The following is a 25163-nucleotide window of genomic DNA, read 5'->3' as shown; positions in this document are numbered from 1 at the left end:
TTTACTCAGAGGTTTTTTTCCGATTTGAAATAATATTTACCACCAATTTATGATTGGCAATTGCTGGGAAAAGTTCCTCGATAATGAAGTGATATTCGGGGTTAAGAAGGAGTCCGTTTTTAAGATGGTATTGTCCTTTTTCAGTTTCTAATAGAGTAAAGTATATGCCTGCCAAACGGTATTCAATTTCTGCTGTTTCAGGATAAAATTCTGATGCTTGAATGAGATTAAATGCCGAAGTTTCATATTCACCTAATTGGATTAGTACGTCTGATCTTTCTAGCCAAGTATCCAAATCGTAATTACCTAAATCTAGGGCCTTTTTATAACCGTGTTCAGCCTCTTCAATAAAATTCAAACGATGGTTGATTTGGGCATAAAGTTTCCAATATTTTACATTGCCGTCATCTATACTAATGGCTTTGTTAATATAGTAAAGAGCTTTTTGATAATCTTTCTTTTTATTGTAAAATTTGGTAATTGAAATCCAGCCTTTATCTAATAATGGATCTTCATGAACCGTTTTAAAATAATATTGTTCGGCCAAATCATCGGAGCCTAATTTTTCGTAACAATAGCCAATTCTTAACAAAGCGAAAGAAGTAGGTTCATCAAGAGTTAAGGTATAATTGTAGTTTTCAATAGCCTCGTCATAGTTTTTCATTTTTTCCAAAACTTTACCTTTTTCCAGATAAGCGCCTATAAAAGTATCATCTGAAATAATGGCAAATTCAAATGCGGCCAAAGCTTTGGGATAATCCTGTAAAACGGCATATTGTTTCCCCAATTGGTGCCACGCCACTTCACAATACGGATTTTTATCCAAATAATGGTTTAGGAAATCAATGGCTTCATCATGCAAGTCTAAAAACTCAAAGCAATAAATAATATTATAGAGTGCAGAATAATCCTCTATATCCAATTCAATGCATTTTATGAAATAGTTTTTGGCATTTTCAAATTGGTCCATAAATAGATACTCCATGCCAATAAGTGCAAATAAATCGGCGTCGTCTTCATCGGAATCAGTCAGATCTAAAGCAATTTTAAGTGTATCAATGGCTTTACTGTGTTCGTTCCGCTTGGATAAAATATTTGCTTTTTGAATATAAATTTCCTCGTTCAACGGATCTAAAACATATAGTGCATCAAGGAGTTTTTCTGCTTGTGGCAATTTGTCCTCTAAAACGTAAATTTCAACTTGAAAAAGTTTTAAGGAAATTGACGAAGGGTGCTGTTCCAATCCTAATTTTATGGCTTTTTTTGCACGGGCAATGCGACCATTCTCAAAGTAGAATTGTATGATATTCTCAAACTCATCCGAATCAAAAAACAACACATCGTTTGTTTTTAACATAGATTCAAACTTGGTTAGCGAATAATTATGATCGTCATCCTGTTCACTGAACATCATAAGCACATTTTATTGTTCGTCGAAATAAATGTAACGTTAACATTGGACAAAAGGGATTATAAAGACGAATGTTTTCAACAAATTAATTAACAGGATTAAATAACTGTGTTTATGTTTCTGATTGTGAATTATTTACAGTATTATTGAAGCTTCATAATTAGGCGTTTATTTCATCCAAAATTGAAAGAATCACCTTGCAGCCTTCAACAATTTCGCCATTTGTTATGGTTAACGGTGGTGTTATCCGCATGGCTTTGGGTTCAAAAAGAAGCCAAAAAAGAATTAAACCTCTATTTTGTGCCTTTAAAATCAGCTCATTTGTAATTTCTGCTGATGGTGTTAGCGCTGCCAACATTAATCCACGTCCTCTGATTTCAGTTATTAAAGGATGCACTAATAATTTTCTAAACAACTGCTCTTTTTCAAGCGCTTGTTCCATTAGATTGCTTTCAACAGTTTCTCTAAGTGTGGCCAATGCCGCTGCTGCAATAACTGGATGGCCACCAAATGTGGTGATATGGCCTAATTTGGGACGATCTTGCAAAGTGCTCATCATAGCTTTTGAAGCCGTAAAAGCACCAATTGGCATACCGCCTCCAAGACCTTTTCCGGTTACTAAAATATCTGGAACACAGTTGAAATGTTCAAAGCCAAACAGTTTTCCTGTGCGTCCAATGCCTGGTTGAATTTCATCCAGTATCAATAATGCGCCTACTTCATCACAACGTGTTCTTACTTTGGCCAAATAATTGTCTTCAGGTTCAATAAAACCGGCACCACCTTGGATGGTTTCCAAAATGACTGCAGCAGTTTTAGGGGTAATTTGGTTTAAATGATCCTTATTATTAAAAGTAATAAAATCCACATCTGGAATGAGCGGTCTAAAAGCTTGTTTACGTTCTTCGTATCCCATCACGCTCATTGAACCCATGGTATTGCCATGATATGCGTGGTGTGCGGCAATAATTTGACTTCTACCAGTTGCACGACGCGCTAGTTTAAGCGCACCTTCAATAGCTTCGGTTCCAGAATTAACAAGGTAGGTGCACTCTAAAGATTCGGGTAAATGTTGTGCCAATAACTTGGCCAGTTCTACTGCGGGTTCTTGGATGTACTCACCATAAACCATAACGTGCAAGTACTTATCTAACTGCTCTTTTATGGCATTAACTACTTTTGGATGGCGATGTCCCAAACTACAAGCAGAAACACCTGCAACAAAATCAAGATAAGCTTTGTTATTGGTGTCATAAATATAACAGCCGTTTGCGTGTGAAATTTCCATGGCTAGCGGGTGTGTTGTTGTTTGTGCTTGATATTGTAAAAAATCACTCGTCATTTTAATTTTCCTTTTTTTGTGGTTTTTGCAATGTATTTTCTAATCCTGGATCTGCTTTTTTGAGAGCATTTTTTGGTATGGTACGTGATGCTTTTTGTTCCTCATCTTTTTTAGCGTCTTTGTTCCTGGCATCATCCACACGTTTCAGTAATGCCGCATCAAAGAAATCTTCTTGTGGGACATAGTCTCCTAATCCTTTAATTATAGGTAAAACCAATGGCGCATCTTCAGAAAATAAATCTTCGACACTTTTTGGGCGTTCTTCTTCCCGCCAATCAAATCCTCTTAGTTTTTTTTCGTTTTTCGGGTATTTTGATTCCGGCCAGAGATCGCTGTCCACTTGATCAATAAGTGTGATGATTTTATAGCCATCTTCGATGAGAAGATTGATTTTACCCGATTTTGATTTGTTGATACCAATTAACTCCTGGTTCTCATCTCTTGAATAATTGATGACTTCTGCGTTTTTTATAATGTCCACATTATAAAGTTCATTATCTTTAAAAAGACCGATAAGACGAAGTCCTTTGATCTGATTAAAACCTTCGCTAAGCGTGTCCTTGCTTATCAGGAATGCATTGTCAAAAACTAACAGGGAATCTATCTGTTCCGTCTTTGGATTTGAGATAAGATGAATGGAATCGCCAGTAATTTGAGTGCCCAAATGCCATAGAATAGGCCGTCTTTTAATGGTGAAATCCATTTTTGGAAAACGGTCAATATTGATAAGTTGTGTTAGCCCAGATTTATGATCGGCGTGGATGGAATCGGCTTTTCCGCTGAGGTCACTTTTAAATATTTTGGCATTGTAGTACGCTCTGGTAATCCGATGTTCAGGTTTTCCTGTGACCATAAGCGTATCACTGTGCATATAAATGGAATCTTTTTCTTGCACCGTTATTGCTAATGCCCTTTTGGTTATGAATACGGAGTCTTTAGCGCGCCATACCTCAGCATAATGACCTTTTGCAATACTATTATTAATGGTGTCTGTAACTTTAATGTTGTTTGTTGCCGATGCGAAACTAAGTTTTCTATCAAAATACATGCTATCACCTTCAAACACACGATTTTCATAATTAATTTTTGAGTTTTTTACAAAATATCCAGTATCATTGTTGGTGTTGTAAAAACCACGTTCGGCATAAATGGTGTTGTTTTCACCCACAATCGTAAATGGACCAAAAAGATAGGCATGGCCCGTTTCGGTATAAAAATCGAGGTGTTCCGAGTTCATCGTGTATTCTGGATTGACCAAAACAACATTTTTAACGAACTGGTATTTTTTACTGTTCATATAATACCTGCCTATTTGACTGGTAATGGTGCCTGATGTATCTCTGACAACTTTTCCCTTACTTTGATAAAATGCCTGTTGTTTAATCCGATCAAAATAAAGTGTGTCGGTGGTTAAAACTGATTTTGGTTCGGTTAGTATGACATCGCCACTAGCAAATGCCAATTGGGTTTTTCCACTATATTCAGCATATTTTGCATTCATATTGATGGTGTCGCCCTGTTTCATGACCACATTGCTATAGGCCTCTATGAAATCTTCCTTTTCGTAATAAACCGCTTGATCGCACCATACATTGATGCCGTCGTGTGAAAAATGAACTTGTTGGGTATTGTCTCTGGTGAATACAGAAACGCCAGGACCTTTTAAACTGTCAGAATCAACAAAACCAGAATATTCAACACGGATTTTCTTCAGTTTTTGGGTCTGAGCGACTGTAGAAAAACTGAAACTTATAAATAGTACCGTGAAAATATATAATGCTTTCAATGTGTGACAGATGATTTTTGAAGTAACTCTCTAAATTAAGTGTTATTGTGCATTAACAAAAATTTGGATAGTTCAATTCGATACAAAATGAGAAGCGTTTTTATAGATTCTAAAACTATCTATCGCTAGCAAGGTATTGGATTGAATTTAATGTTAAACCTTTTAATAATGATAAATGTGAACCTGTTGAAAGTCGGTAACAGGTTCACATCTATGGTCAATTATCTTACAATGGTTTGCTTTCTGTCGGGGCCAACAGATACTATAGTGATAGGGATTTCGAGTTCTTTTTCTAAAAACTCAATATAATCTACCAATGCTTTTGGCATCTGGGCAGCATCAACCATATCTGTCAAATCCTCATTCCAGCCTTTAAATTCGGTGTAGATAGGTGTAACGTTTTCGGGTTCAATGTTATATGGTAAATGATGGATTTCTTCACCTTTATAATTGTATGCCGTACAAACTTTTAGTGTTTTAAAACCTGAAAGCACATCACCTTTCATCATGATTAATTTGGTGACGCCATTTACCTGGCATGCATAACGTAAGGCAACCAGATCGAGCCAGCCACAACGACGTGAACGGCCTGTGGTAGCACCAAATTCATTACCTACGCGCCCCATAGTTTCACCTATTTCATCAAAAAGCTCGGTAGGGAAAGGGCCAGAGCCTACGCGCGTGGTGTAAGCTTTAAAAATTCCGTAAACCTCACCAATTTTATTTGGCGCAATACCCAATCCAGTACAAGCTCCTGCCGCAGTTGTATTTGAAGAGGTTACAAAAGGATAGGTTCCAAAATCGATATCTAATAAAGAGCCTTGTGCGCCTTCAGCCAAAATGGTTTTTCCTTCTTTTTGAGCTTTGTGCAAATAGTCTTCCGAATCAATAAAGGTCAATGTTTTTAAAACTTCAATAGATTTGAAAAACTCAGCTTCAAGTTCTTGTAGATTGTATTGGACATCTACATTGTAATAGGCAATCATGGTTTCGTGTTTATCGGCCAAAGCGCGATATTTTTCTTTCCAATCGGCCATTTCAATATCGCCAACGCGAATACCGTTTCTTCCGGTTTTGTCCATATACGTTGGACCAATGCCTTTAAGGGTAGAGCCAATTTTAGCTTTTCCTTTAGCAGTTTCACTCGCCGCATCAAGTAAACGATGGGTTGGTAAAATAATGTGTGCCTTGCGGGAAATTAACAACGATTTTCTGTAGTCAATTTGTTGCTCATCAAGTTTGTCCAACTCTTTGTTGAAAATAACCGGGTCAATTACAACACCATTGCCCACTAAATTAATAGTGTCCTTATGGAAAATTCCAGAAGGAATGGTGTGCAACACGTGTTTTTTGCCATTAAAGACCAATGTGTGCCCAGCGTTTGGGCCACCTTGAAAGCGTGCAATAATATTGTATTTGGAGGTCAGTACATCGACAATCTTTCCTTTGCCTTCGTCCCCCCATTGTAATCCTAGTAGTAAATCTACTGCCATTTTAAGATTCTTTAGGTTGTTCGTTTTTTGTTCCGTAAAAATATAATGAATGATTGGAGATGGTGATGTCAAAGACTTCTTCAATCGTTTTTTTAATGGTTTGGATCCTAGGATCACAAAACTCGAAGACTTCACCAGTATCGGTTAAGATAACGTGATCATGTTGCTTGTCAAAATATGATTTTTCATAATGTGACTGGTTTTGACCAAACTGATGCTTGCGTACTAATGAGCACTCCAATAACAGCTCAATGGTATTGTATAACGTAGCCCGACTTACTCGATAGTTTTTGTTTTTCATTTTGATATAGAGTGATTCAATATCAAAATGTTCTTCACTATCATAAATTTCCTGTAATATGGCATAGCGTTCAGGTGTTTTTCTATGGCCTTTGCTTTCTAAAAAGGTGGTAAAGACATTCTTAACTATTTCCTGATTTCTATGTTCTGTTTTTAAACTCATAATCGATCCCGAAAGTTCGGAGCAAATTTACACTTTTTAAACTCGTGTGACCTTATCAATTCCATTAATTTTTTTTAGATTCTCCATTAGCTTATTGAGCATGGTGCTGTTTTTGACAATAACGTTAATTTTACCTGAAAATACGCCATCATCACTTTGAAAACTAATGCTTTTCATGTTAACGTGCATATTGTTGGAGATCATTCTTGTGATATTGTTGACCAATCCCATATTATCGATCCCAGATAAAACAATCTGTGCTGCAAATTCCTGTTGTGATGAGTCGATCCACTTGGCCTGCATAATTCTATAGGCATAATTGGATTGTAGGCTCAATGCATTTGGGCAATTTTTTTTATGGATTTTGATGCCTTCATTGATGGTCAGAAAACCAAAAACTTCATCGCCTGGAATTGGGTTGCAGCACGCTGATAGTTTATAATCCAGTTTTTCTTCTTCCTTGCCAAATACCAGCATATCGTATTTGGCGGTAATTTCATCTTTATCAATATTTGGAATGATCGTCGGTTTTCTGATCTTGCTCTTAATGAAAGACATAAAAGCATTACTTCTGGAAGAGGCATAATCCTTGAGCATCGGGTTGTCGATTGAGCCAATGCCGACACGGTAAAAGAGATCCAAACTTGTTTTTAATTTGAAAAAAACCACCATTTCATTAATGGATTTTTCATCGAGTGAAATTTTAAGTGATTTTAGTTTACGCCTTAAAATCTCTTTGCCTTCTACTGCAATCTGTTTCTTTTCGTCTTTTAAGGACGATTTTATTTTGCTTCTGGCTCTTGCCGTAGTGGCATAATCCAACCAGTTTGTGTTGGGTTTTACATTTTCTGAAGTTAATATTTCCACTTGGTCGCCACTTTGTAATTCATGACTAAGCGGGACCAGTTTACCGTTCACTTTGGCACCTCTGGTTTTCATGCCAATTTCCGTATGTATGCTGAATGCAAAATCAAGCGGTGTAGCACCTTTTGGAAGTGATTTTAAATCGCCTTTTGGTGAAAACACGTAAATTTCTTTGGAATATAAGTTCAGTTTAAACTGCTCCACAAAATCCACGGCGTTGGTTTCATTGCTTTCCAAGGCTTCTTGGAGTTTGTCAATCCAAGTATCCAATGCATCTTCGGCATTGCCTTGTTTGTATTTGTAATGTGCCGCATAGCCTTTTTCGGCAATTTCGTTCATGCGTTCACTTCTTATTTGTACTTCTACCCATCGGCCTTTTGGTCCCATGACGGTGATGTGCAGCGCTTCATAGCCCGTAGACTTAGGTGACGAAATCCAATCTCTCAATCGGATCGGATTGGGAATAAAATGATCGGTTACAATAGAATAGATTTTCCATGCCAAGAACTTTTCGTTTTCAAAATCGGATTTGTAAATGATTCTAACGGCAAACTTGTCATAAACCTCATCAAAGGAAACGCCTTGCTTAAGCATTTTTCTTCGAATGGAATAAATGGATTTTGGTCGTCCTTTAATGGTATAATCCAAGCCTTCTTTGTCCAACGAGTCCACAATCACTTTAGAAAACGCTTTGATATAGGCATCTTGTTCTTCTTTGCTTTCCTTTATTTTATTGTGGATTTCGTTGTAAACTTCCGGTTCGGTATATTTTAAACCCAGATCTTCAAGATCACTTTTAATATTATAAAGACCAATGCGGTGGGCCAGTGGCGCATAGATATACAAGGTTTCCGATGCTATTTTTTCCTGTTTGTCCAAGCGCATGGAATCCATGGTTTGCATATTGTGGAGGCGATCGGCAATTTTGATGATAATAACACGAACATCGTCGTTGAGCGTCAGTAGCATCTTTCTAAAGTTTTCTGCTTGGGTTGAAACGTCTGCTTCTTTGCTCAAGGACGAAATTTTAGTCAGCCCGTCCACAATTCGTGATACCGCTTTTCCAAATTTCTCTTCAATGAATTCATGTGAGTAATCAGGGTTGTCTTCTACAACATCATGCAACAACGCGGCAGCAATACACGTTGCATCCAGCCCAATTTCTTGAGCTACAATTTTTGCCACGGCAATGGGGTGGAAAATATAAGCTTCACCTGATTTTCGGCGTTGATCCTTATGCGCATCAACCGCAACATCAAAAGCTTGTCTTATAAGTTTTTTATCAGCATCGGTAAGGGTTTGGTAGCTTACCTTAAGCAGCTCTTTGTAGGCTTTTGCAATGGCCGCATTTTCTTTTTCTATATCAACTTCTGTCATAAACTAAATGTAATACAAAGAAAGGAATTGAGCAATGATTTTTTTGGGGAAATTGTTTGAATCACTTAGAACCTGTTTAAATTTTAACGACATATTTATGTTGGAAGTATTTATTTTTCCTAACTGTCGTTTGATGCTCTCATTAGCATCTTTTAGACTTTGATGACTTTATTTAGCCCGCTAAACCTGCATTATCAAAAATTAAAATCTATCTAAAAATAACTATTAAAATTCAAACTATAATTTTTAAACCGGTTCTTATTTATGGTTTCGATTTATTTCTGGAAATAGGCACCCGTATCCATTCTTTTTCTGATTTTGGTTTTTCTGTTTCCTTCACCACTTTTACCGGCTTATTCAATTTCTTGCGGTTTTGTTTTTTTTGATAAGCAATGAAAGGTTTTGAAGTGAGGACATAATCGTATTTCAAATGATGCACAAATATGGAAAAAGGTGTTGTAGGCTTCCATTTATTTTTGGCTACGGCTATTTGTAAAAGTGTCCAGTCAGGGTTTTTATCCTCTGGATCAGGTTTTAGTCTGTTGAGGTTGTTAATGTACTTTTGATAGTATTTTTTGAAAAAAACAAAATGGGAGTTAAAGCTGTTCAACTCATTGTACAATTGATCAATATCTGATCCAGTACTTTTTTTCTGATATTCAGGATTGGCAAGTTTTATCCTGAATTCGGAAATTAGCTTATCAAATTTCATGTGCCTGTCATAAAGCGGTTTTGTTCCAAGAGATAGAATATTTAATATGAAATTGAGCATTACTTTTATGGCGTTTGATTTGAATGTAAAATTAGCCAATCCTTTAAAAAATAATGCATTTATCTCTTGAGTTTTTAAAATGGTACTTTTATTCTTAAAGGAATTTCTAGGTTAATTCTTTAAGCTAAGAAATACTTTATGGTTAACTTTGCAAGACCTAAAAACGTTTATAATTTTCTTGATTGCTATGCCTCAAATGCTTTTTAATCCTTTTCAGGATTTGATTTTCGATGATCATTTTTGTTTCCTTTCAGGAACTCTTACCAATGAATCCATGACCGTCTTCCCTGAATGGTTGATGGCGCATTTTAAATTTGGTCATGAAAAAATAGAGTTGATGGATAAGGAAAAATCCTATCATTATGAAGATTTGAGGTTACCGTGTTCACCGGAAGTAAAAAAAGCATTTGACGATTTGGACGTGAAAATTCAACAAGCCTATAAAGAAGGTTATGAAGGAATGGCAGCCCTCGATGATCATTTGATTTTTCTGTGGACGGGACGCATGGTTTATGGTCTTTTGTATCACGAAATGGTTTATGAAAAAAACAGATTGCTTAGGCAAGGCGAAGAGTTTGACCTTTCTCCTACGCTTAAGCAGCGTTTTGGACACTTTCATTTAATGCTGCAATCTATAATAGAACCGGTTGCATTTATTGGAAAAAAACCTTGGACCATTGTGGTGTTTCCTCTTAAATATTCGGCTGATATCTTTAGTTACCGAGACGATACTATTAATTTAATGTTCTCGTTTGGCGTAAACGGATTTGGATTTGTGGCATGTTTGCAGGATAACGGTGTGATTGGTGAAAAACAAACCGAACTGTTACACAAAATAAAAGGCCATGTTTTGCATCCTGTGCAATTTGAGGAGCTTTATGCCAGATTTCATTACTTAGATTATATCATGCGCTATGAACCTAAATATATCATCAATAATAATGACGAGAATATTTCAATAGAAGTTGATCCTGATACCGCACCGCCAGTTTTTGGAATGTGGGATGAGGATGTTTTTGCGCAACTACTTTCTAATTACTGGCAAGTTTATGGCATAGAAAGAGATGATATTTTGATGCCGCAAAAGCCACCGCTTAGTTTTCTGGAAAATCCATATACCAAAGATTTTGTAGATCCAGAGATGATTGCATTACCGTTTTAACGATCAAATTTCAAACGCTACACATTGAAATTAGATTCTACTAATCGGAAAATTTTAAACTGAAGTTTGTCTTCTCTTTGCTAAGGTATAACCTACAATGTTCAGTGCAAATCCTATGACAGTGAGCGATCCAGCTATCAGATTCATTCTTCCGGAATCGGGATATTTAACAATTAAAAAGAGGACTACAGCAAAAGCTATTAAACTTAGTGGGTAAATTAAATTTTTCATATTTAGAATTTGATAAGGTTAAAGCGTTCTATTTACAAAATAATTCTTTGAAGGAGCTAGTAACAAATATAAACTAAAACTTCTCATTTTTTATAGAAAAGTAGGAAGTGTGAATATAATCCTTTGAAAAACAAATGACAACCTGTTTGTTAAGGGACTATAAAGATAAATGACTAAAATTCTATAAGGGTTTCTTGGGGATTGTAGTTCTATATTCGTTTTGATAAGGAATTTAAATGTTGGAACCTACTAAAAGAAGAAATCTGCTATCAAATTTATTTATCTTTCACAATTCAAATAACCCGATCATTTTTCTATTTTACAACTATGAAATTTTTTAAGCTATCCATACTGTTTTCTCTTTTGTTATTTGTGTTTTCTTGTAAAAATGGAATCGTAGAAAATCCTGGAATTATTCCGCAACCCAATTTTATAAGTTACCAGAAAGGAACTTTTGAGATTAATGAAAATACGATTATTGTAATCGAAGAATCAAAAGAAGGACAATGGATTGCTGGGGAATTGAAGTCGTTTTTAAAAGATCATTTCAATTTAAATCTCGGAGTTTCATCAGTAGTCCAAGACAATGCCATTCATTTAAAGCTGTCGGAAGATTTGGAAGGTAAAGAAGCTTATCAATTAGAAGTTTCTGAAAAAGGTGTGTTGATCAATGCATCATCTTACCAAAGTATTTTTTATGGTTTGCAGAGTTTGAAGCAGCTGCTTTCACCAAAAATGATCGTTTCAAAACCCATCCTTAATTATGTCACAATTAAAGATAGTCCGGAGTTTGGTTGGAGAGGAATGATGCTCGATGTGTCACGACATTTTTTGGAGAAGGATTCGGTTAAAAAAGTCATCGATATTTTAGCAATGCACAAAATGAACAAGTTTCATTGGCATTTGGTAGATGGCATAGGATGGCGCATTCAAATAGACAAATACCCCGAATTGACCAAAAAAGGAGCATGGCGAAAGGTGAAAGAATTTAAGAAACCTTGGGAAGATTTTGAGGCCACTTACAAAGATGGCGACGGTGAAATATATGGTGGATATTATACCAAAGACGATATTAGGGAGATTGTAGCCTACGCCGCCGAGCGTTATATTGATGTGATTCCTGAAATAGAAATGCCAGGACATTCTGAAGCCGCCTTACAATGTTATCCTGAATTTATTTGTGAAAATACTGTAAACACTGGAGTTTATTGTGCCGGAAATGACGATTCTTTTGAGTTTTTACAGAATATTATCGATGAAGTTGTGGCCTTGTTTCCGTATGATTATTTACATATTGGTGGCGATGAAGTAGGAAAGGAAGCTTGGTTAAATTGCAAAAAATGTCAGCAAAGGATGCGAGATAATAATCTGCAAAGTGGCGAAGAACTACAAAGTTATTTTGTAAGACGAATGGAGGAATTTATACATTCTAAAGGCAAAAAACTCATTGGTTGGGATGAAATCCTTGAAGGCGGTATTCCCGAAAGGGCAACCGTAATGTCCTGGCGAGGTTTTGATGGCGGAATTGAAGCTGCCAATGCAGGTCATGATGTGGTCATGTCGCCAGCTACGCCTTTGTATTTTGATTATAATCAAGGTAAAAGTGAATTTGAGCCGCCATCGTGGGGAGGATATAATAATTTGCTTGCCGTTTATAATTTCAATCCGGTTCCTAAAGGTATTTCAGAAGATAAAAAGCACCATATTCTTGGAGGGCAAGCCAATCTTTGGGTGGAGCAGATCGAATCACTGACTCATATCCAATATATGATGTTGCCAAGATTATCGGCATTATCCGAAGCACTTTGGACCAATTCAGCCAATAAAAATGAAGATGAATTTATTAAAAAAATCGATGTTCATTTTGACCGATTAAAAGCCTTGGGATATAATTTTTCATGGAGTGCACTTTCACCCGATTATGAAATCTCTTATGATAAAGTTAAAAAAGAATTTACACTCCAATTGGATAATGAATTGGGAATTTATGATATACGCTATACTTTGGATGGTTCTGAACCTTCAATAAATTCGGAGTTGTATTCAAAACCTATACATTATTCATCGCCTATTACTATACATGCTCAGACTTTTAGAAATGGCGAAGCTATCGGATTTTCTTTGAAAAAGATGTTTTCTACAAGTTTTATCGATTCGGCAAAAATCACTTATATCAATCCTTATGATGCCACTTATAGTGCTGGTGGCGATCTGGCATTGTTTAATAATAGATATGCAAATCCACGCGGTGATGATTCCAATTGGCAGGGATTTCCCCATAAGGATTTCGAGATAATTATCGATTTGGGAACACCCAATGACTTGTCTTATATCGGTTTAAACTTTTTTCAACACTTAGCTTCTACGTCGGTCATGTTGCCGACTGAGGTAACTATTGCAATTTCTAAGGATGGAAACGATTATCAAACGGTTTATAACCAAGCTTTGGAAACTATTCACGACAGAAATCCAATAATTAAAAGAATAGAAACCAATTTTGAAAAGCAAAATCTCACTTTTATTAAAATTTCAGCCCAAAATAGAGGTGTTCTTCCAGACTGGCATATCCGAAAAGGTGATGCTTGGATTTTTGTGGATGAAGTGTCGGTTAGGTAAAAGTTGTTTTTATTTCCTCAAATTCCTAACCCGCTGTAAAAGTGTGGGATGTGAATAATGTACCCATACATAAGCAGGATGAGGCGTTAAATTGCTCAAACTGTTTTTTGATAGTTTTTTTAATGAACTGATCAAAGGTTCTGCTTTGTACGTGTTTTTTGCGTAATCATCGGCTTGATACTCAAACTTGCGCGAAAAATGATTCATTACGAATCCAGTAATTTCAGAAATAGGCGAGTAGAGTAATCCAAAGGCAATTAAACCCACATGAAAACTCGCTGTTTCTACGCCAAGTGCGTTCGATAATAAAGGGTTTGAAATAAATATGGATAAAATATAAAGCGTCAATCCCGTAAGTAATAACGACGCCATCAGGTTAAAAATGATGTGTTTCTTTTTATAATGCCCAACTTCATGTGCCAAAACTGCTACAATCTCTTCAGTATCCAAATCATTTACTAAAGTATCATAAAGTGTCACGCGTTTCTCACTTCCAAATCCAGAAAAATAGGCATTGGCTTTTGTGCTGCGTTTGGATCCGTCAATGATGAAAATTTTATCAAGATGAAATCCTACCGAATTGGCATATGTTGAAATTTGATCTCTAAGTAAACCAGCTTCCAAAGGCGTTTGTTTATTGAATAGTGGCACAATGAGTCGCGCATAAAACATGTTTGTAAAAATAGTGAAGGCAGCTACCAATGCCCAAGCGTAAAGCCAAAAATGTGTTCCTGTTATTTCATAAAACCAGATAATTAGTGCTAAGATTCCACCGCCAATAATGACAGTCATCAGTAAACCTTTAATCTTGTCCATAACAAAAGTAGCTTTGGTAGTTTTGTTAAATCCGAAACGTTCTTCAATTACAAAAGTTTGATAATAGGAAAAAGGGGTGCCAAGAATATCACTTCCCAACATGATAATTCCAAAAAATATGAGCGCGATGATGATCGGATTATCACTATAATTACGAGCGATATTATCAACAAATTCAAATCCGTCCAAACTCAAAAAAGCAAGTGTAAGCACTAAAGAAAAAGATGATGTTATGATGCCAAATTTATAATTTGTGGTCTTATATTGCTGTGATTTTTTATAATCTTCTTCATTATATACATCAGTTAATTCTTCTGGAATAGCATCGTTATAATGTTTGGCATTTAGCGCGTCCAGTAATTTATCAATCAAAAAATCGATACAAATAATGGCAATGATGATATAGAAAAGTGTTGTGGCAGTCATAGGTTTTAATCTTAAATCTGTTCTTTGAATGTTATAATTTAATAATTACTATGTTGATGCTATTTAAAATCTCTCTGACGGCTAGCTTCAAAAATAAGGATTCCAGCAGCAACCGATACGTTCATGCTGTCAATTTCGCCTTGCATCGGGATGATGATGTTTTGGGTAGATTGTTGTAGCCACTCCTCACTTAATCCTGTGGCTTCTGTACCCATGACAATGGCTGAAGCTTTGGTAAAGTCTTGTGTGGTATAAATTTCTGAAGCTTGCAAAGCCGCACAGTAAATAGCAATATGCTGTGCTTTTAAAAATGAAATAATTTCAGAAGTGGTTCCTATAGCAATCTGATTAGTGAAAACGCAGCCCACACTGCTTCTAATAATATTGGGATTGTATAAATCGGTTTTTGGATTGGCAATGATTACAGCGTCTACTTTGGCAGCATCGGCGGTCCTTAAAATGGCACCAATATTTCCTGGTTTTTCAGGAGCTTCAGCCACCAGAACCAAAGGATTTTCAGACTTAAAAACCACTTCATTTAAATGATGGGATTTGGTTTTTGAAATAGCAATAACGCCTTCGGTAGTTTCTCGATGAGCTAATTTTTGATAGACCTCGTTAGATATTTCTATAATCGTGGTTTGTGATCCGGATATACGTTCTAATTGCGTTTTGGAAAATAATTCGGGATAGTATAAAATACTTTCAATCTCATATCCGCCTTTTATGGCCAAACTAATTTCACGCTCGCCTTCAATTAGAAATAAGCCTGATTTTTTACGGACTCTCGATTTTTCCTTGAGTTGAAAAAGCTCTTTGATATAGGCGTTTTGAACGCTGGTTATTTCTTTATTCACGGATTAATAGTATTTTTGGTGTGCAAATTTACTGAATATGCAAGAACAATTGCAGTATTAGTAATAAATAGATGGAACAGTTGTGTCATCAACTTTAGACACATTTTTTGTAAGATGAAAGCATCCATTTATAAATCTTATAATTTTGAAATCAATTTAAAATCGACTTTAATAAAAAATCACCATGAGAAAAACACTTTATTTACTAGTGGTACTTGCGATCATCGTTTCATGTAAGGATAAAACTGCTGAAACAAAACCTGAAACCGAACCTGTTATTGAAGAAGAAATCGATGAGGTTATAAAACAATATCCTGAAAATATTTCTAAAATTTTTGATGCGCATGGCGGGATTTCAATTTGGAACGATATGGAAACTCTGGAGTTTTCAGTCGAAAAGCCTGATGGCTACGAAATTACCACTACCGATTTAAAGGACCGCTTTGTGTTTATCGAAATGCCTAAAACCACAATGGGCTATGATGGTGAGGTCATCTGGATAAAAAACAAGGATAATTCTGTTTTTGATGATAATCCTGAAACGTATTATAAAAAGATGTTTCATTTTTATGCCATGCCATTTCTTTTAGCTGATGAAGGCACAACTTATACGGAAGCTGTTCCTTTAAATTTTGAAGGAAAAACATATCCAGGCATTCAGGTTACATTTAAGAATGGTGTTGAAAACACTGTGTATTATGATGCCAACTCCCATCAGATGGCTTGGTTGGCTTATAAAGAAGCGGGTGCTGATAAAAATACGGAGTGGCAGTTTATCAATTATAGCAATTGGCAGGAGGTCGAAGATTTGTCAGTGCCCGAAACTATGGTTTGGTACAAAGTGGAAAATAATAAACCTACAGTTCCTGATCATGAAGTTCAGTTTGTGAGTCCGATGTTGACCACTACCAAAATGGACATTAGAGTGTATTGGAGACCAGAAGGTGGGGAAGTGGTTTTATAGAAAACGTTGCTGAATAGTTTGTCGTTAATATCTGATCAAACTTTTACGATAGTCTTAAAGTTAATAATCTAGTATCAATAAAAAATCTGTCACTCTTAAAAGAATGACAGATTTTTTTATTTGGCTAATAAAATTATTTAGGAAAATCTATTTGCAGCAAATGGTTATTTTTTAGCTTCCTTATATTTCCCGTCATAACGTTTCCATAGCTTGGTATGGTGAGATTCCAAACTCACCAAACGGCCATCAATAAAAGCATGGGTCAGTTGATTGGTGCGCATATCCAATGCATCACCTTCACTAATAAATAACGTTGCGCTTTTACCTACTTCAAGTGTGCCATAATCTTTATCAATCCCTAATATTTTTGCGGTATTTGAGGTGATCAATTTTAAGGCTTCTTCTTTTTCTAAGCCATGTGCTACCGTTGTTCCCGCATAAAATGGAAGGTTTCTAGAACTCATGCGTTCCATGTCGCCATTGGCATTTAAGGCCACCATAACGCCTTTTTTGACTAACAGAGTTGCTAGTTTATATGGTAAATCATAATCGTCATCAGCTTGGCTCGGAAGCGAATGGACGCGTTGTACAATCACTGGGATATTGTTTTGTTTTAGTAAATCGGCCACTTTATAAGCTTCACTACCACCAACAATGACTATTTGTGGAATGTTATTGTTTTTTGCAAAATGAATGGCATCGGTAATGCCTTTTTCATCATTGACATTGATATATAATTTTTTTGAGCCATCAAAAAGCCCTTGAGTAGCTTCGTAAGGCAGGTGAACCGTTTCTTTGTTTCCTAGAGCATAAGCTTTGGTTTCATCAAAAAATGAAGTGACTTCGGCTATCTGTTCGCTGTATTTATCATTGATTTTTAATCCAGCATCTTCACCAAGCCACCATCTGCCACGAGTAAAACTGCTTGGCCAATTAAGGTGGATTCCGTCATTAACTTTAACGGTGGCATCTTCCCAGTTCCAGGCATCAAACTGAACTACTGATGACGTTCCTGAAATACGACCGCCTTTTGGAACAATCTGTCCCATCAATACACCATTTGGCCGCATGGATTCCACAAGTTTGGATTCGGCATTATAAGCAATAATGCTTCTAACATGAGGAGTCAATTCGCCTATTTCGCTATCATCAACTGTGGCTTTAACGGCATCAATTTCTGCTAAACCTAAAGTAGATGACGGCACTATAAAACCGGGATACACATGTTTTCCGCTGGCGTTAATAACCTCCATACCCGAAAGATCCATTTGTGATCCGCTGGATACGGTAGTCAATTTACCATCCTTAAAAATAATAAGGCTATTGGCAATCACCTCGCCATTGCCTAAATGAGCTGTTGCACCAGTAATCGCAATGGGTTGGGATTGCTTTGATGCCGGTGTTTGTTGTGCAAACCCAAAGGTGGTGCACAAGGTTATAATTAGTATATAGATGTTGTTTTTCATATGTGGATATTTTCATTCCTCAAAAAGAGGACAGTGTATTATGATTTTTTATTTTTATCTTAAAAAGTTGAACCTTCTTCTGAATCACAGTGCAACAATACTTTTTCAGTCTTTTTGATAGGCTGTGTTGACAATCCTTTGTTTTTGGCTTGTAGCATGTCATTGATAAGTTGGCCTTTTTCTTTTTTAATTTCTGCTCTCATCATTTCGTCGCGCTTTAAATCAAAATAAGTAACGCCTTCAATAATTGTTCTTTCAGCTTTGGCATAAACCGAAAGTGGATGATCGGTCCATAATACCACGTCAGCATCTTTGCCTACTTTAATACTGCCTACACGATCATCGATATGTAATAATTTGGCAGGATTTAAAGTGACAAACTTCCAGGCTTCTTCTTCGCTAACGCCGCCATACTTAACTGTTTTACCAGCCTCTTGGTTTAAACGTCGGCTCATTTCTGCATCATCACTATTAATAGCAACTGTAATACCTACATTGTGCATAATGGAAGCGTTGTAAGGAATAGCATCATTTACTTCAAATTTATAACCCCACCAATCAGCAAAAGTTGAACCTCCAATGCCGTTTTCAAGCATTTTGTCAGCTACCTTATAGCCTTCCAAAATATGGGTAAAGGTGTTGATTTTGAAATTAAACTGGTTGGCAACCTTCATCATCATATTAATTTCACTTTGAACATAAGAGTGGCAAGAGATATGACGTTTGCCATTTAATATTTCGACAAGCGTTTCCATTTCAATATCATAACGATAAGGTTTTCCACTTTTTTTCTCAGCTTCATAAGCTTTTGCTCTTGTAAAATAATCGGCATAAACTTGCTCAACGCCCATTCTTGTCTGTGGGAATCTTCCGCCCGACCAGTTGGCTTGTTTTACGTTTTCACCTAAAGCAAATTTGATGGTTTTAGGGCTGTGTTCAAAAATTAAATCTTTTGCAGCATGGCCCCATTTCGGTTTGATAACGGCCGAACGCCCGCCGATAGGATTTGCAGATCCGTGCAATACTTGGATAGTGGTGACGCCACCAGCTAAATTTCTGTATAAATTAACATCGGTATCATCCAAAACGTCTTCAATACTGACTTCGGCTGAAGAGTTTTGCCCACCTTCATTGATGGAAGCGGCGGCTATATGTGAATGTTCGTCAATTACTCCGGAAGTTAAATGTTTCCCTGTAGCATCAATTACATGGGCTGAACGGTCGGATAGGTTTTTGCCAACTTGAGCAATTTTACCATTTTTAATAAGGACGTCAGTATTTTCTAGGATACCATCTTTTTCGTTGGTCCAAACAGTAGCATTTTTGAATAATAAGGTTTCAGCTTTTGGCAATTCTTTAAAGCCATATCCATTATTTGGAAAAGTAATTGGAGATACAGTGTTTGTGTTTTTTTTGCTATCAGGACTATCTTTTTTAGAGTTTCCGTTGGAGTCTTTTTTGCTTTCTGTTTGCTTTGCGAAAAAGCTAGTTTCTGAACCATTTGGCAAAATAGCCTTTCCGATCAGGTTTTTATTGGCGTCAACATTGGCAATAACTCTAATGAATTCTTGTTTTGTACTGTCTTGAGTGGTAAAAGCAATGTTTACCCAATCATCGGTATAAGATATTTTAGAACCTCGTTTTTTGTTGTTGGAATTGATGTCCGAATTCAATTTTTTAGATTCTCCTGTAAGATTCATTTCATAGGTTTCACCAGCAATTGAAAACTGATATTTTCCAGTAATATCAACGATGTTTCTGTTTTCTATAATGTTTTTTTGACCTTGTACCCAGTTTTCAAAAAGTGTTGTTTTTGTATCAAAAATATCGCCAGACGTAATTAAAAAGTTGGCGTAACTTCCATTTTTTAAAGATCCTATTTTATCAGATTTTCCTAAAATTTGTGCAGGGATTACTGTCAAAGCTTCCAATGCTTTTTGCTTTGATAGTCCGGCATCAATGGCTTTCATCAAATTGGTTTTAAAATCTCTTGGCGATTTTAAACTGTGCGTTGTCAATGCAAAAGTGACATTTTTATCGGCCAATAATTTTGGATTGGTTGGTTTTTGGTTCCATGCTCTCAAATCCTGTATGGAAAGTGTTGATGCTAAAAATGCATTTTCAACATCAAAAGCATCTGGGAAATTGATCGGGATAATCATTGGCGCATTCATAGCTTTTATTTCATCAAGGCGCTCATATTCATCGCCGCCACCCAAAATAACATATTGGATGTTAAACAGATCACCTACTTTATCGGCGCGCAATGCATTGGCTCTGCTTCCTGCTTCAAAAATCTGGACCATCGATTTGTTGTTGTTCAACGCTTCAATAGATAGGTCTTTTGTTTTTGAATGGCCTTTGCCGTACCAATCGGCATCATAATAAAGTTGACGCAATAAAGCCATACTTCCCATAACCGATGATGGATATGACTGATTTGACGTAACGCTTTTGGTGAATGAAAGGTATTGTGCCGATTTGTTATCCAAAATACGAATGGCATTACCGTCAACAGAATTCAACGCAATCAAGGTTCCCGTGCCACGAACAATGCCATCTTGGATATGGGTGTTCACAACTCCAAAACCTGCTTTGATCAAATCATCGGCTTTTTTGGAATCGTATTGAAATTTCTCGAAGGCATTGTTTTCTGGCATAATATGGTCGTTCCAATAATAGCCTGAGCGACTGGCATCGTATTGTGAACTTCTTCCAGCTGAAGCTTGTCGCTTTGGTTTTTCAACGCCAAAATCAGAATAAATATCAATAAACGAAGGATAGATGCTTTTTCCTGTAGCATCAATAAGTGTTGTGTTTTTTGGAATGGTTACCGAAGTCCCTGTGGCAACTACTTTACCATCTTTAATGAGCAAGGTCCCTTTTTCAATAATTTGAGTTGGACTCACAAAAATTTTAGCATTTGTAATGGCTGTGTAATTGGTGTTTTTGGCTGTAACGCCATCGTTTTTAGGGAAATAATCTTGTGCAAGTAATGAAAAACTGCACATAAACATCATGAGGGTTAAAAATGATTTAATCATACGGTTTAGGTTAGTTAGAAAAATGAATTTTAAAGATAAAGATTATGGTATAAGCTAGAGTCAATTAAGATAATTTTAACATTTCATAACGGATCGTTTTCAAAATAATTGACCAATAGTGCCACGACATAACTATAACTTTCAATGCCCCCTTTTTGGTTATTGGCTTTTAAATAACCATTATAAGTATTTTTAAAGAAGGTTTCTGAAATATTTTCATAGGATTTCCAGAATAATCTGGATTCTTCATAATTTTTTAAAATTCCAATGTTGATTTTCATCACGAGATCTTCATATTTAACGGGATCTCTTCGATAGATTTCATTTAAACAATGGCGCAAAGCAAATGAATATCCCGAATAGTTAAAATAGATGTTTTCATGTTTTATAGCTGCCAAAGCACCAATAAAATTAGCTTCATTTTCAGCGGCATAGCCTAATTGATGGGCAATTTCATGACTCGACGTGGTGGGGTAATTGTAAGCAGGGATTAGTCCGTCAATTTGTGCTTCGTTGGTAAAAGGATTCAAATAACCGCTAAAACCCATATAGGTTAAGGGCAAACTGTATAAAGAACGTTTTAGGCTACTTGGCCAATAAGAAAGATGCGGATAGTCTTTGGCAAGTTGCTCAAAACCTTTGGGTGTTAGTTTGATGAGTTCACGTTTGCTATATGGCATCACTACTTCGAGCGTATCGTTTTTTTCAATAATGCTATGTATGGTGTTTGTTTGAAGAATCAAGTTTTCGGTAAAGTCTATTAGTTGTTCGGTAGAATAATCTTTTTCTATGTTAAGTGAAGCGTGCAATGGCAATCGGTAATAATTAAAAGCCCAAAGGATATGGAATGCAAAATAGCCTATGGAAGCTGCCGACAAGATATCTAAAATATAATTTTTGGTGTCGGTCCTTAAGCGTTTTCTGTTCTTAAAAAGCCAGCGGATAATATAGATTCCCGCAAGGGTATAAAGTAGATCTCCAACCGAAAAAGGAATCCAGCCAAATGCAAAATGCATCGCTTTTGAAGTCCAGCGATAGATACCATTGCTGTAATAAGTTTCAACAAATTCAGGAAAACCAGAAAGTAGTTTTATCAATAAAATTTGCACAATTAAAGACAGTGCAATTATAAGTTTGATGTGTTTGCGCATATTTCAAAAATAGAAAATTGTTTTATAAAACGTCCATGAATCGCTACCTTTGTGCAACACAATAAATCACACTTATGAACACAGAAATAAGAGAATTGGAGCCTAAAGAGTTATGGAATAAATTTACTGATCTCAATGCCGTTCCAAGACCTTCAAAAAAGGAAGAACGCGTTATTGAGTTTATGGTCAATTTTGGAAAGACCTTAGGCTTGGAAACTTTTGAGGATAAGGTAGGTAACGTTATTATCAAAAAACCGGCAACTTCTGGTATGGAAGATCGTCAAACTGTGATTATGCAATCGCATTTAGATATGGTGCACCAAAAAAATAACGATACGCAGTTTGATTTTGATACCCAAGGCATTGATATGTTTGTGGACGGTGATTGGGTAAAGGCCAAAGGAACCACGCTTGGTGCTGATAATGGGATTGGTGTGGCTACTATTATGGCTATTTTGGAAAGTACAACCATTTCACATCCAGCAATTGAAGCTTTATTTACTATTGATGAAGAAACCGGAATGACCGGTGCCAAAGGATTGGAAGGTGGTTTGTTGACCGGCGATATTCTTTTAAATCTCGATACCGAAGAAGATGATGAAATTGGTGTTGGATGTGCTGGTGGCGTAGATGTTACCGCCATACGAAGCTATAATGAAGAAGAAACGCCGGAGTTTAAAACAGGTTATAAAATTACAGTCAAAGGTTTGCAAGGCGGACATTCAGGCATGGATATCCATAAAGGATTCGGGAATGCAAATAAATTGATGAACCGTTTGCTTTTTGACGGATTTGAAAATTTTGGATTGCGAATTTCTGAAATTGACGGCGGAAGTTTACGCAATGCCATTCCACGAGAAAGCAGGGCAATTGTTGTGATTGATGCCATGAGCGAAGCGGCATTTCATTCAGAAATGGATGAGATTAGTGAAGCTATCAAAACAGAATATAAAACTTTAGAACCTAACTTGACCATTGAAATCACAAAGGTGGATACACCAAAAATGATGATGGATCTTGGTGTCCAGGAAGGTTTTACAAGAGCACTTTATGCGGCATGCAATGGCGTTTATAGAATGAGTCCGGATATTCCTGATTTGGTCGAAACTTCAAATAATATTGCTCGTGTCATCGTTAAGGATGGCGAAATTAAAATTGCTTGTTTGACCCGTTCTTCCGTTGAAACTTCAAAATGGGATTTGGCCAATATGTTGCGCGCTACGTTTGAACTTACAGGTTGCGAAGTGGAATTTGATGGCGATTATCCTGGTTGGAAACCAGATATGGATTCCAACATTTTAAAAGTATTGTCAACCTTATATAAAGAAATGAACGGCAAGGAAGCGCATGTAGCCGCTTGCCACGCCGGATTGGAATGCGGAATTTTAGGTCAGAATTATCCAAATATGGAAATGATCAGTTTTGGACCAAATATTAAAGGCGCACACTCTCCTGATGAACGTGTTCAAATTTCTTCAGTACAGAAATATTGGAAATTTGTTTTGGAGATCCTAAAAAATATTCCAAAAAAATAATTCTGGTAAATTTATCTTTTGTAGAAATTATAAAGATAGATTTACTTTTAAAGATGACTTTATAAAATAAATAAGCCTATACTTTTTAACGAAGTATAGGCTTATTTTTTGATTCCTACCCGTGGGTTTTAATATCCCGAGGTTCTTGATTATTAAGAATTGGATTTATTGCTTTTCAATCCATTTTCTCGCATTGACAAAAGCTTCCAACCACGGTGACACTTCGTCTTTTCTGCCTTCTGGATAATGTGGCCAGTTCCATTGGAATGTAGAGCGTTCAATATGTGGCATGGTTACAAGGTGTCTTCCTGTTTTATCGCACATCATCGCCGTATTAAAACTCGATCCGTTGGGGTTTGCAGGATACGCATCATAACCATATTTAGCTACAATATTATACTGATCTTCAGCTAAAGGCAAACTGAATTTACCTTCACCATGCGAAATCCAAACGCCTAAAGTACTTCCTGCTAAGCTTGACAACATCACGGAATTGTTCTCTTGGATTTTAACCGATGTAAATCCGCTTTCGTGTTTTTTGGAATTGTTATAAGTTAATTTTCCATGTTCGTTATGCTCCGGATTGACCAATCCCAATTCCATCCAAAGTTGTGCGCCATTACATATTCCAACAGATAAGGTATCTTCTCTTTTGAAGAAATTTTTTAATGCCGTGTTGGCTTTTTCATTATATAAAAATGCGCCAGCCCATCCTTTTGCCGAACCTAAAACGTCAGAGTTTGAAAAACCTCCAACAGCTCCAATAAACTGGATATCTTCCAAAGTTTCACGGCCCGAAATCAAATCGGTCATGTGTACATCTTTCACATCAAATCCCGCCAAATACATGGCATTGGCCATTTCACGTTCGGAGTTAGAACCTTTTTCTCTAAGAATTGCTGCTTTTGGTCGTTTTTTCTGATCTGATAGATTTTCTAATTTTCCTGTAAAATGCTCAGGAAACTTATAGTGTAAATATTGATTTTTATAATTGTCAAAACGATCTTGAGCCAAGCCGTTTGCTGTTTGTTTTTGATCTAATAAGAAAGACGTTTTGAACCATACATCACGATATTCTGAAATGGACATCGTAAATTGATCATCTTTATTAATGATTTTGAGAACATCACTTTCAGTAGCCTTTCCTATTTTGTGGAATTTTATATTAGCATCATTTAATACTTTTTCTACGGAAGCGTCCTTCGCCTGAAAAACAATACCAGCATTTTCAGCAAATAGGAGTTTGAACGAATCGTTTTCGCCTAATTCGGTAAGATCCAATTCGGCTCCCAAATTGTTGTCTGCAAAACACATTTCCAATAAAGTGGTAATCAATCCGCCAGAAGCTATATCATGTCCTGAGACAATTTGTTCGGTTTTGATGAGA

Annotated in this window: 17 protein-coding genes; 4 read left to right on the top strand and 13 right to left on the bottom strand. The window is 36.4% G+C overall.

All coding sequences use genetic code 11. The features are described from left to right. Nucleotide 1 precedes the first annotated feature (1 nt). The 7 genes from VNJ50_RS09390 to VNJ50_RS09360 form a co-directional block, all read right to left on the bottom strand. Nucleotides 2-1414 (bottom strand): tetratricopeptide repeat protein, encoded by a 1413-nt coding sequence (locus tag VNJ50_RS09390; protein ID WP_325581219.1) that lies wholly within the window; start codon nt 1412-1414, stop codon nt 2-4. A 157-nt stretch (nt 1415-1571) separates the two neighbouring features. After that, a complete protein-coding gene (locus tag VNJ50_RS09385; RefSeq protein WP_325581217.1) occupies nt 1572-2753 on the bottom strand; it encodes an aspartate aminotransferase family protein in 1182 nt (393 codons plus the stop codon). Nucleotide 2754: 1 nt separating this feature from the next. Beyond that, a complete protein-coding gene (locus VNJ50_RS09380; protein ID WP_325581215.1) occupies nt 2755-4539 on the bottom strand; it encodes an OstA-like protein in 1785 nt (594 codons plus the stop codon). A 221-nt stretch (nt 4540-4760) separates the two neighbouring features. Continuing rightward, the gene (locus tag VNJ50_RS09375) at nt 4761-6032 is read right to left on the bottom strand and encodes an adenylosuccinate synthase (RefSeq protein WP_325581213.1); all 1272 of its coding nucleotides are present in this window, start codon (nt 6030-6032) and stop codon (nt 4761-4763) included. Nucleotide 6033: 1 nt separating this feature from the next. Then, complete coding sequence (locus VNJ50_RS09370; RefSeq protein ID WP_325581211.1) at nt 6034-6495, bottom strand: transcriptional repressor; 462 nt, start codon at nt 6493-6495, stop codon at nt 6034-6036. A gap of 36 nt (nt 6496-6531) precedes the next feature. Further along, entirely contained in the window at nt 6532-8736 is a 2205-nt protein-coding gene (locus tag VNJ50_RS09365; protein ID WP_325581209.1) for a RelA/SpoT family protein, read from the bottom strand. Between the two features lie 262 nt (nt 8737-8998). After that, a complete protein-coding gene (locus VNJ50_RS09360; RefSeq protein WP_325581207.1) occupies nt 8999-9508 on the bottom strand; it encodes a hypothetical protein in 510 nt (169 codons plus the stop codon). Between the two features lie 148 nt (nt 9509-9656). On the opposite strand from VNJ50_RS09360, the gene VNJ50_RS09355 reads away from it, so the two are divergent. Together VNJ50_RS09355 and VNJ50_RS09350 are read left to right on the top strand one after the other, a co-directional pair. After that, nucleotides 9657-10670, top strand: coding sequence for a hypothetical protein (locus tag VNJ50_RS09355; protein WP_325581205.1), 1014 nt, complete (start codon nt 9657-9659; stop codon nt 10668-10670). A 558-nt stretch (nt 10671-11228) separates the two neighbouring features. After that, nucleotides 11229-13517 (top strand): family 20 glycosylhydrolase, encoded by a 2289-nt coding sequence (locus VNJ50_RS09350; RefSeq protein ID WP_325581203.1) that lies wholly within the window; start codon nt 11229-11231, stop codon nt 13515-13517. Nucleotides 13518-13526: 9 nt separating this feature from the next. On the opposite strand, the gene VNJ50_RS09345 is transcribed toward VNJ50_RS09350, so the two are convergent. Both VNJ50_RS09345 and VNJ50_RS09340 read right to left on the bottom strand, forming a co-directional pair. Beyond that, on the bottom strand, nt 13527-14759 hold the full coding sequence (locus VNJ50_RS09345) for a M48 family metallopeptidase (RefSeq protein ID WP_325581201.1): 1233 nt from the start codon (nt 14757-14759) through the stop codon (nt 13527-13529). A 59-nt stretch (nt 14760-14818) separates the two neighbouring features. Beyond that, nucleotides 14819-15616, bottom strand: coding sequence for an RNA methyltransferase (locus tag VNJ50_RS09340; RefSeq protein WP_325581199.1), 798 nt, complete (start codon nt 15614-15616; stop codon nt 14819-14821). A 184-nt stretch (nt 15617-15800) separates the two neighbouring features. On the opposite strand from VNJ50_RS09340, the gene VNJ50_RS09335 reads away from it, so the two are divergent. Beyond that, nucleotides 15801-16580 (top strand): hypothetical protein, encoded by a 780-nt coding sequence (locus VNJ50_RS09335; protein ID WP_325581197.1) that lies wholly within the window; start codon nt 15801-15803, stop codon nt 16578-16580. A gap of 164 nt (nt 16581-16744) precedes the next feature. Here VNJ50_RS09335 and VNJ50_RS09330 read toward each other — a convergent pair whose 3' ends face one another. The 3 genes from VNJ50_RS09330 to VNJ50_RS09320 all read right to left on the bottom strand — a co-directional run bounded on the left by VNJ50_RS09330 (nt 16745) and on the right by VNJ50_RS09320 (nt 22241). Then, the gene (locus VNJ50_RS09330; protein ID WP_325581195.1) at nt 16745-18046 is read right to left on the bottom strand and encodes an amidohydrolase family protein; all 1302 of its coding nucleotides are present in this window, start codon (nt 18044-18046) and stop codon (nt 16745-16747) included. 59 nt (nt 18047-18105) lie between these two features. Beyond that, entirely contained in the window at nt 18106-21090 is a 2985-nt protein-coding gene (locus VNJ50_RS09325) for an amidohydrolase family protein (protein WP_325581193.1), read from the bottom strand. Between the two features lie 83 nt (nt 21091-21173). Continuing rightward, nucleotides 21174-22241, bottom strand: a complete 1068-nt coding sequence (locus VNJ50_RS09320) for a DUF3810 domain-containing protein (protein WP_325581191.1) — start codon at nt 22239-22241, stop codon at nt 21174-21176. 74 nt (nt 22242-22315) lie between these two features. On the opposite strand from VNJ50_RS09320, the gene VNJ50_RS09315 reads away from it, so the two are divergent. Then, complete coding sequence (locus VNJ50_RS09315; protein ID WP_325581189.1) at nt 22316-23776, top strand: aminoacyl-histidine dipeptidase; 1461 nt, start codon at nt 22316-22318, stop codon at nt 23774-23776. Between the two features lie 165 nt (nt 23777-23941). On the opposite strand, the gene VNJ50_RS09310 is transcribed toward VNJ50_RS09315, so the two are convergent. Beyond that, the coding region (locus VNJ50_RS09310) for a phosphoribosylformylglycinamidine synthase subunit PurQ (RefSeq protein WP_325581187.1) at nt 23942-25163 on the bottom strand (1222 nt) is incomplete at its 5' end.

Origin of the sequence: Gelidibacter sp. (genome assembly GCF_035577925.1) — a bacterium.
Taxonomy (GTDB): Bacteria; Bacteroidota; Bacteroidia; order Flavobacteriales; family Flavobacteriaceae; genus Gelidibacter.
The sequence above is the reverse complement of the archived record's forward strand: the minus strand, read 5'-3'. Positions and strand labels throughout refer to the sequence as shown.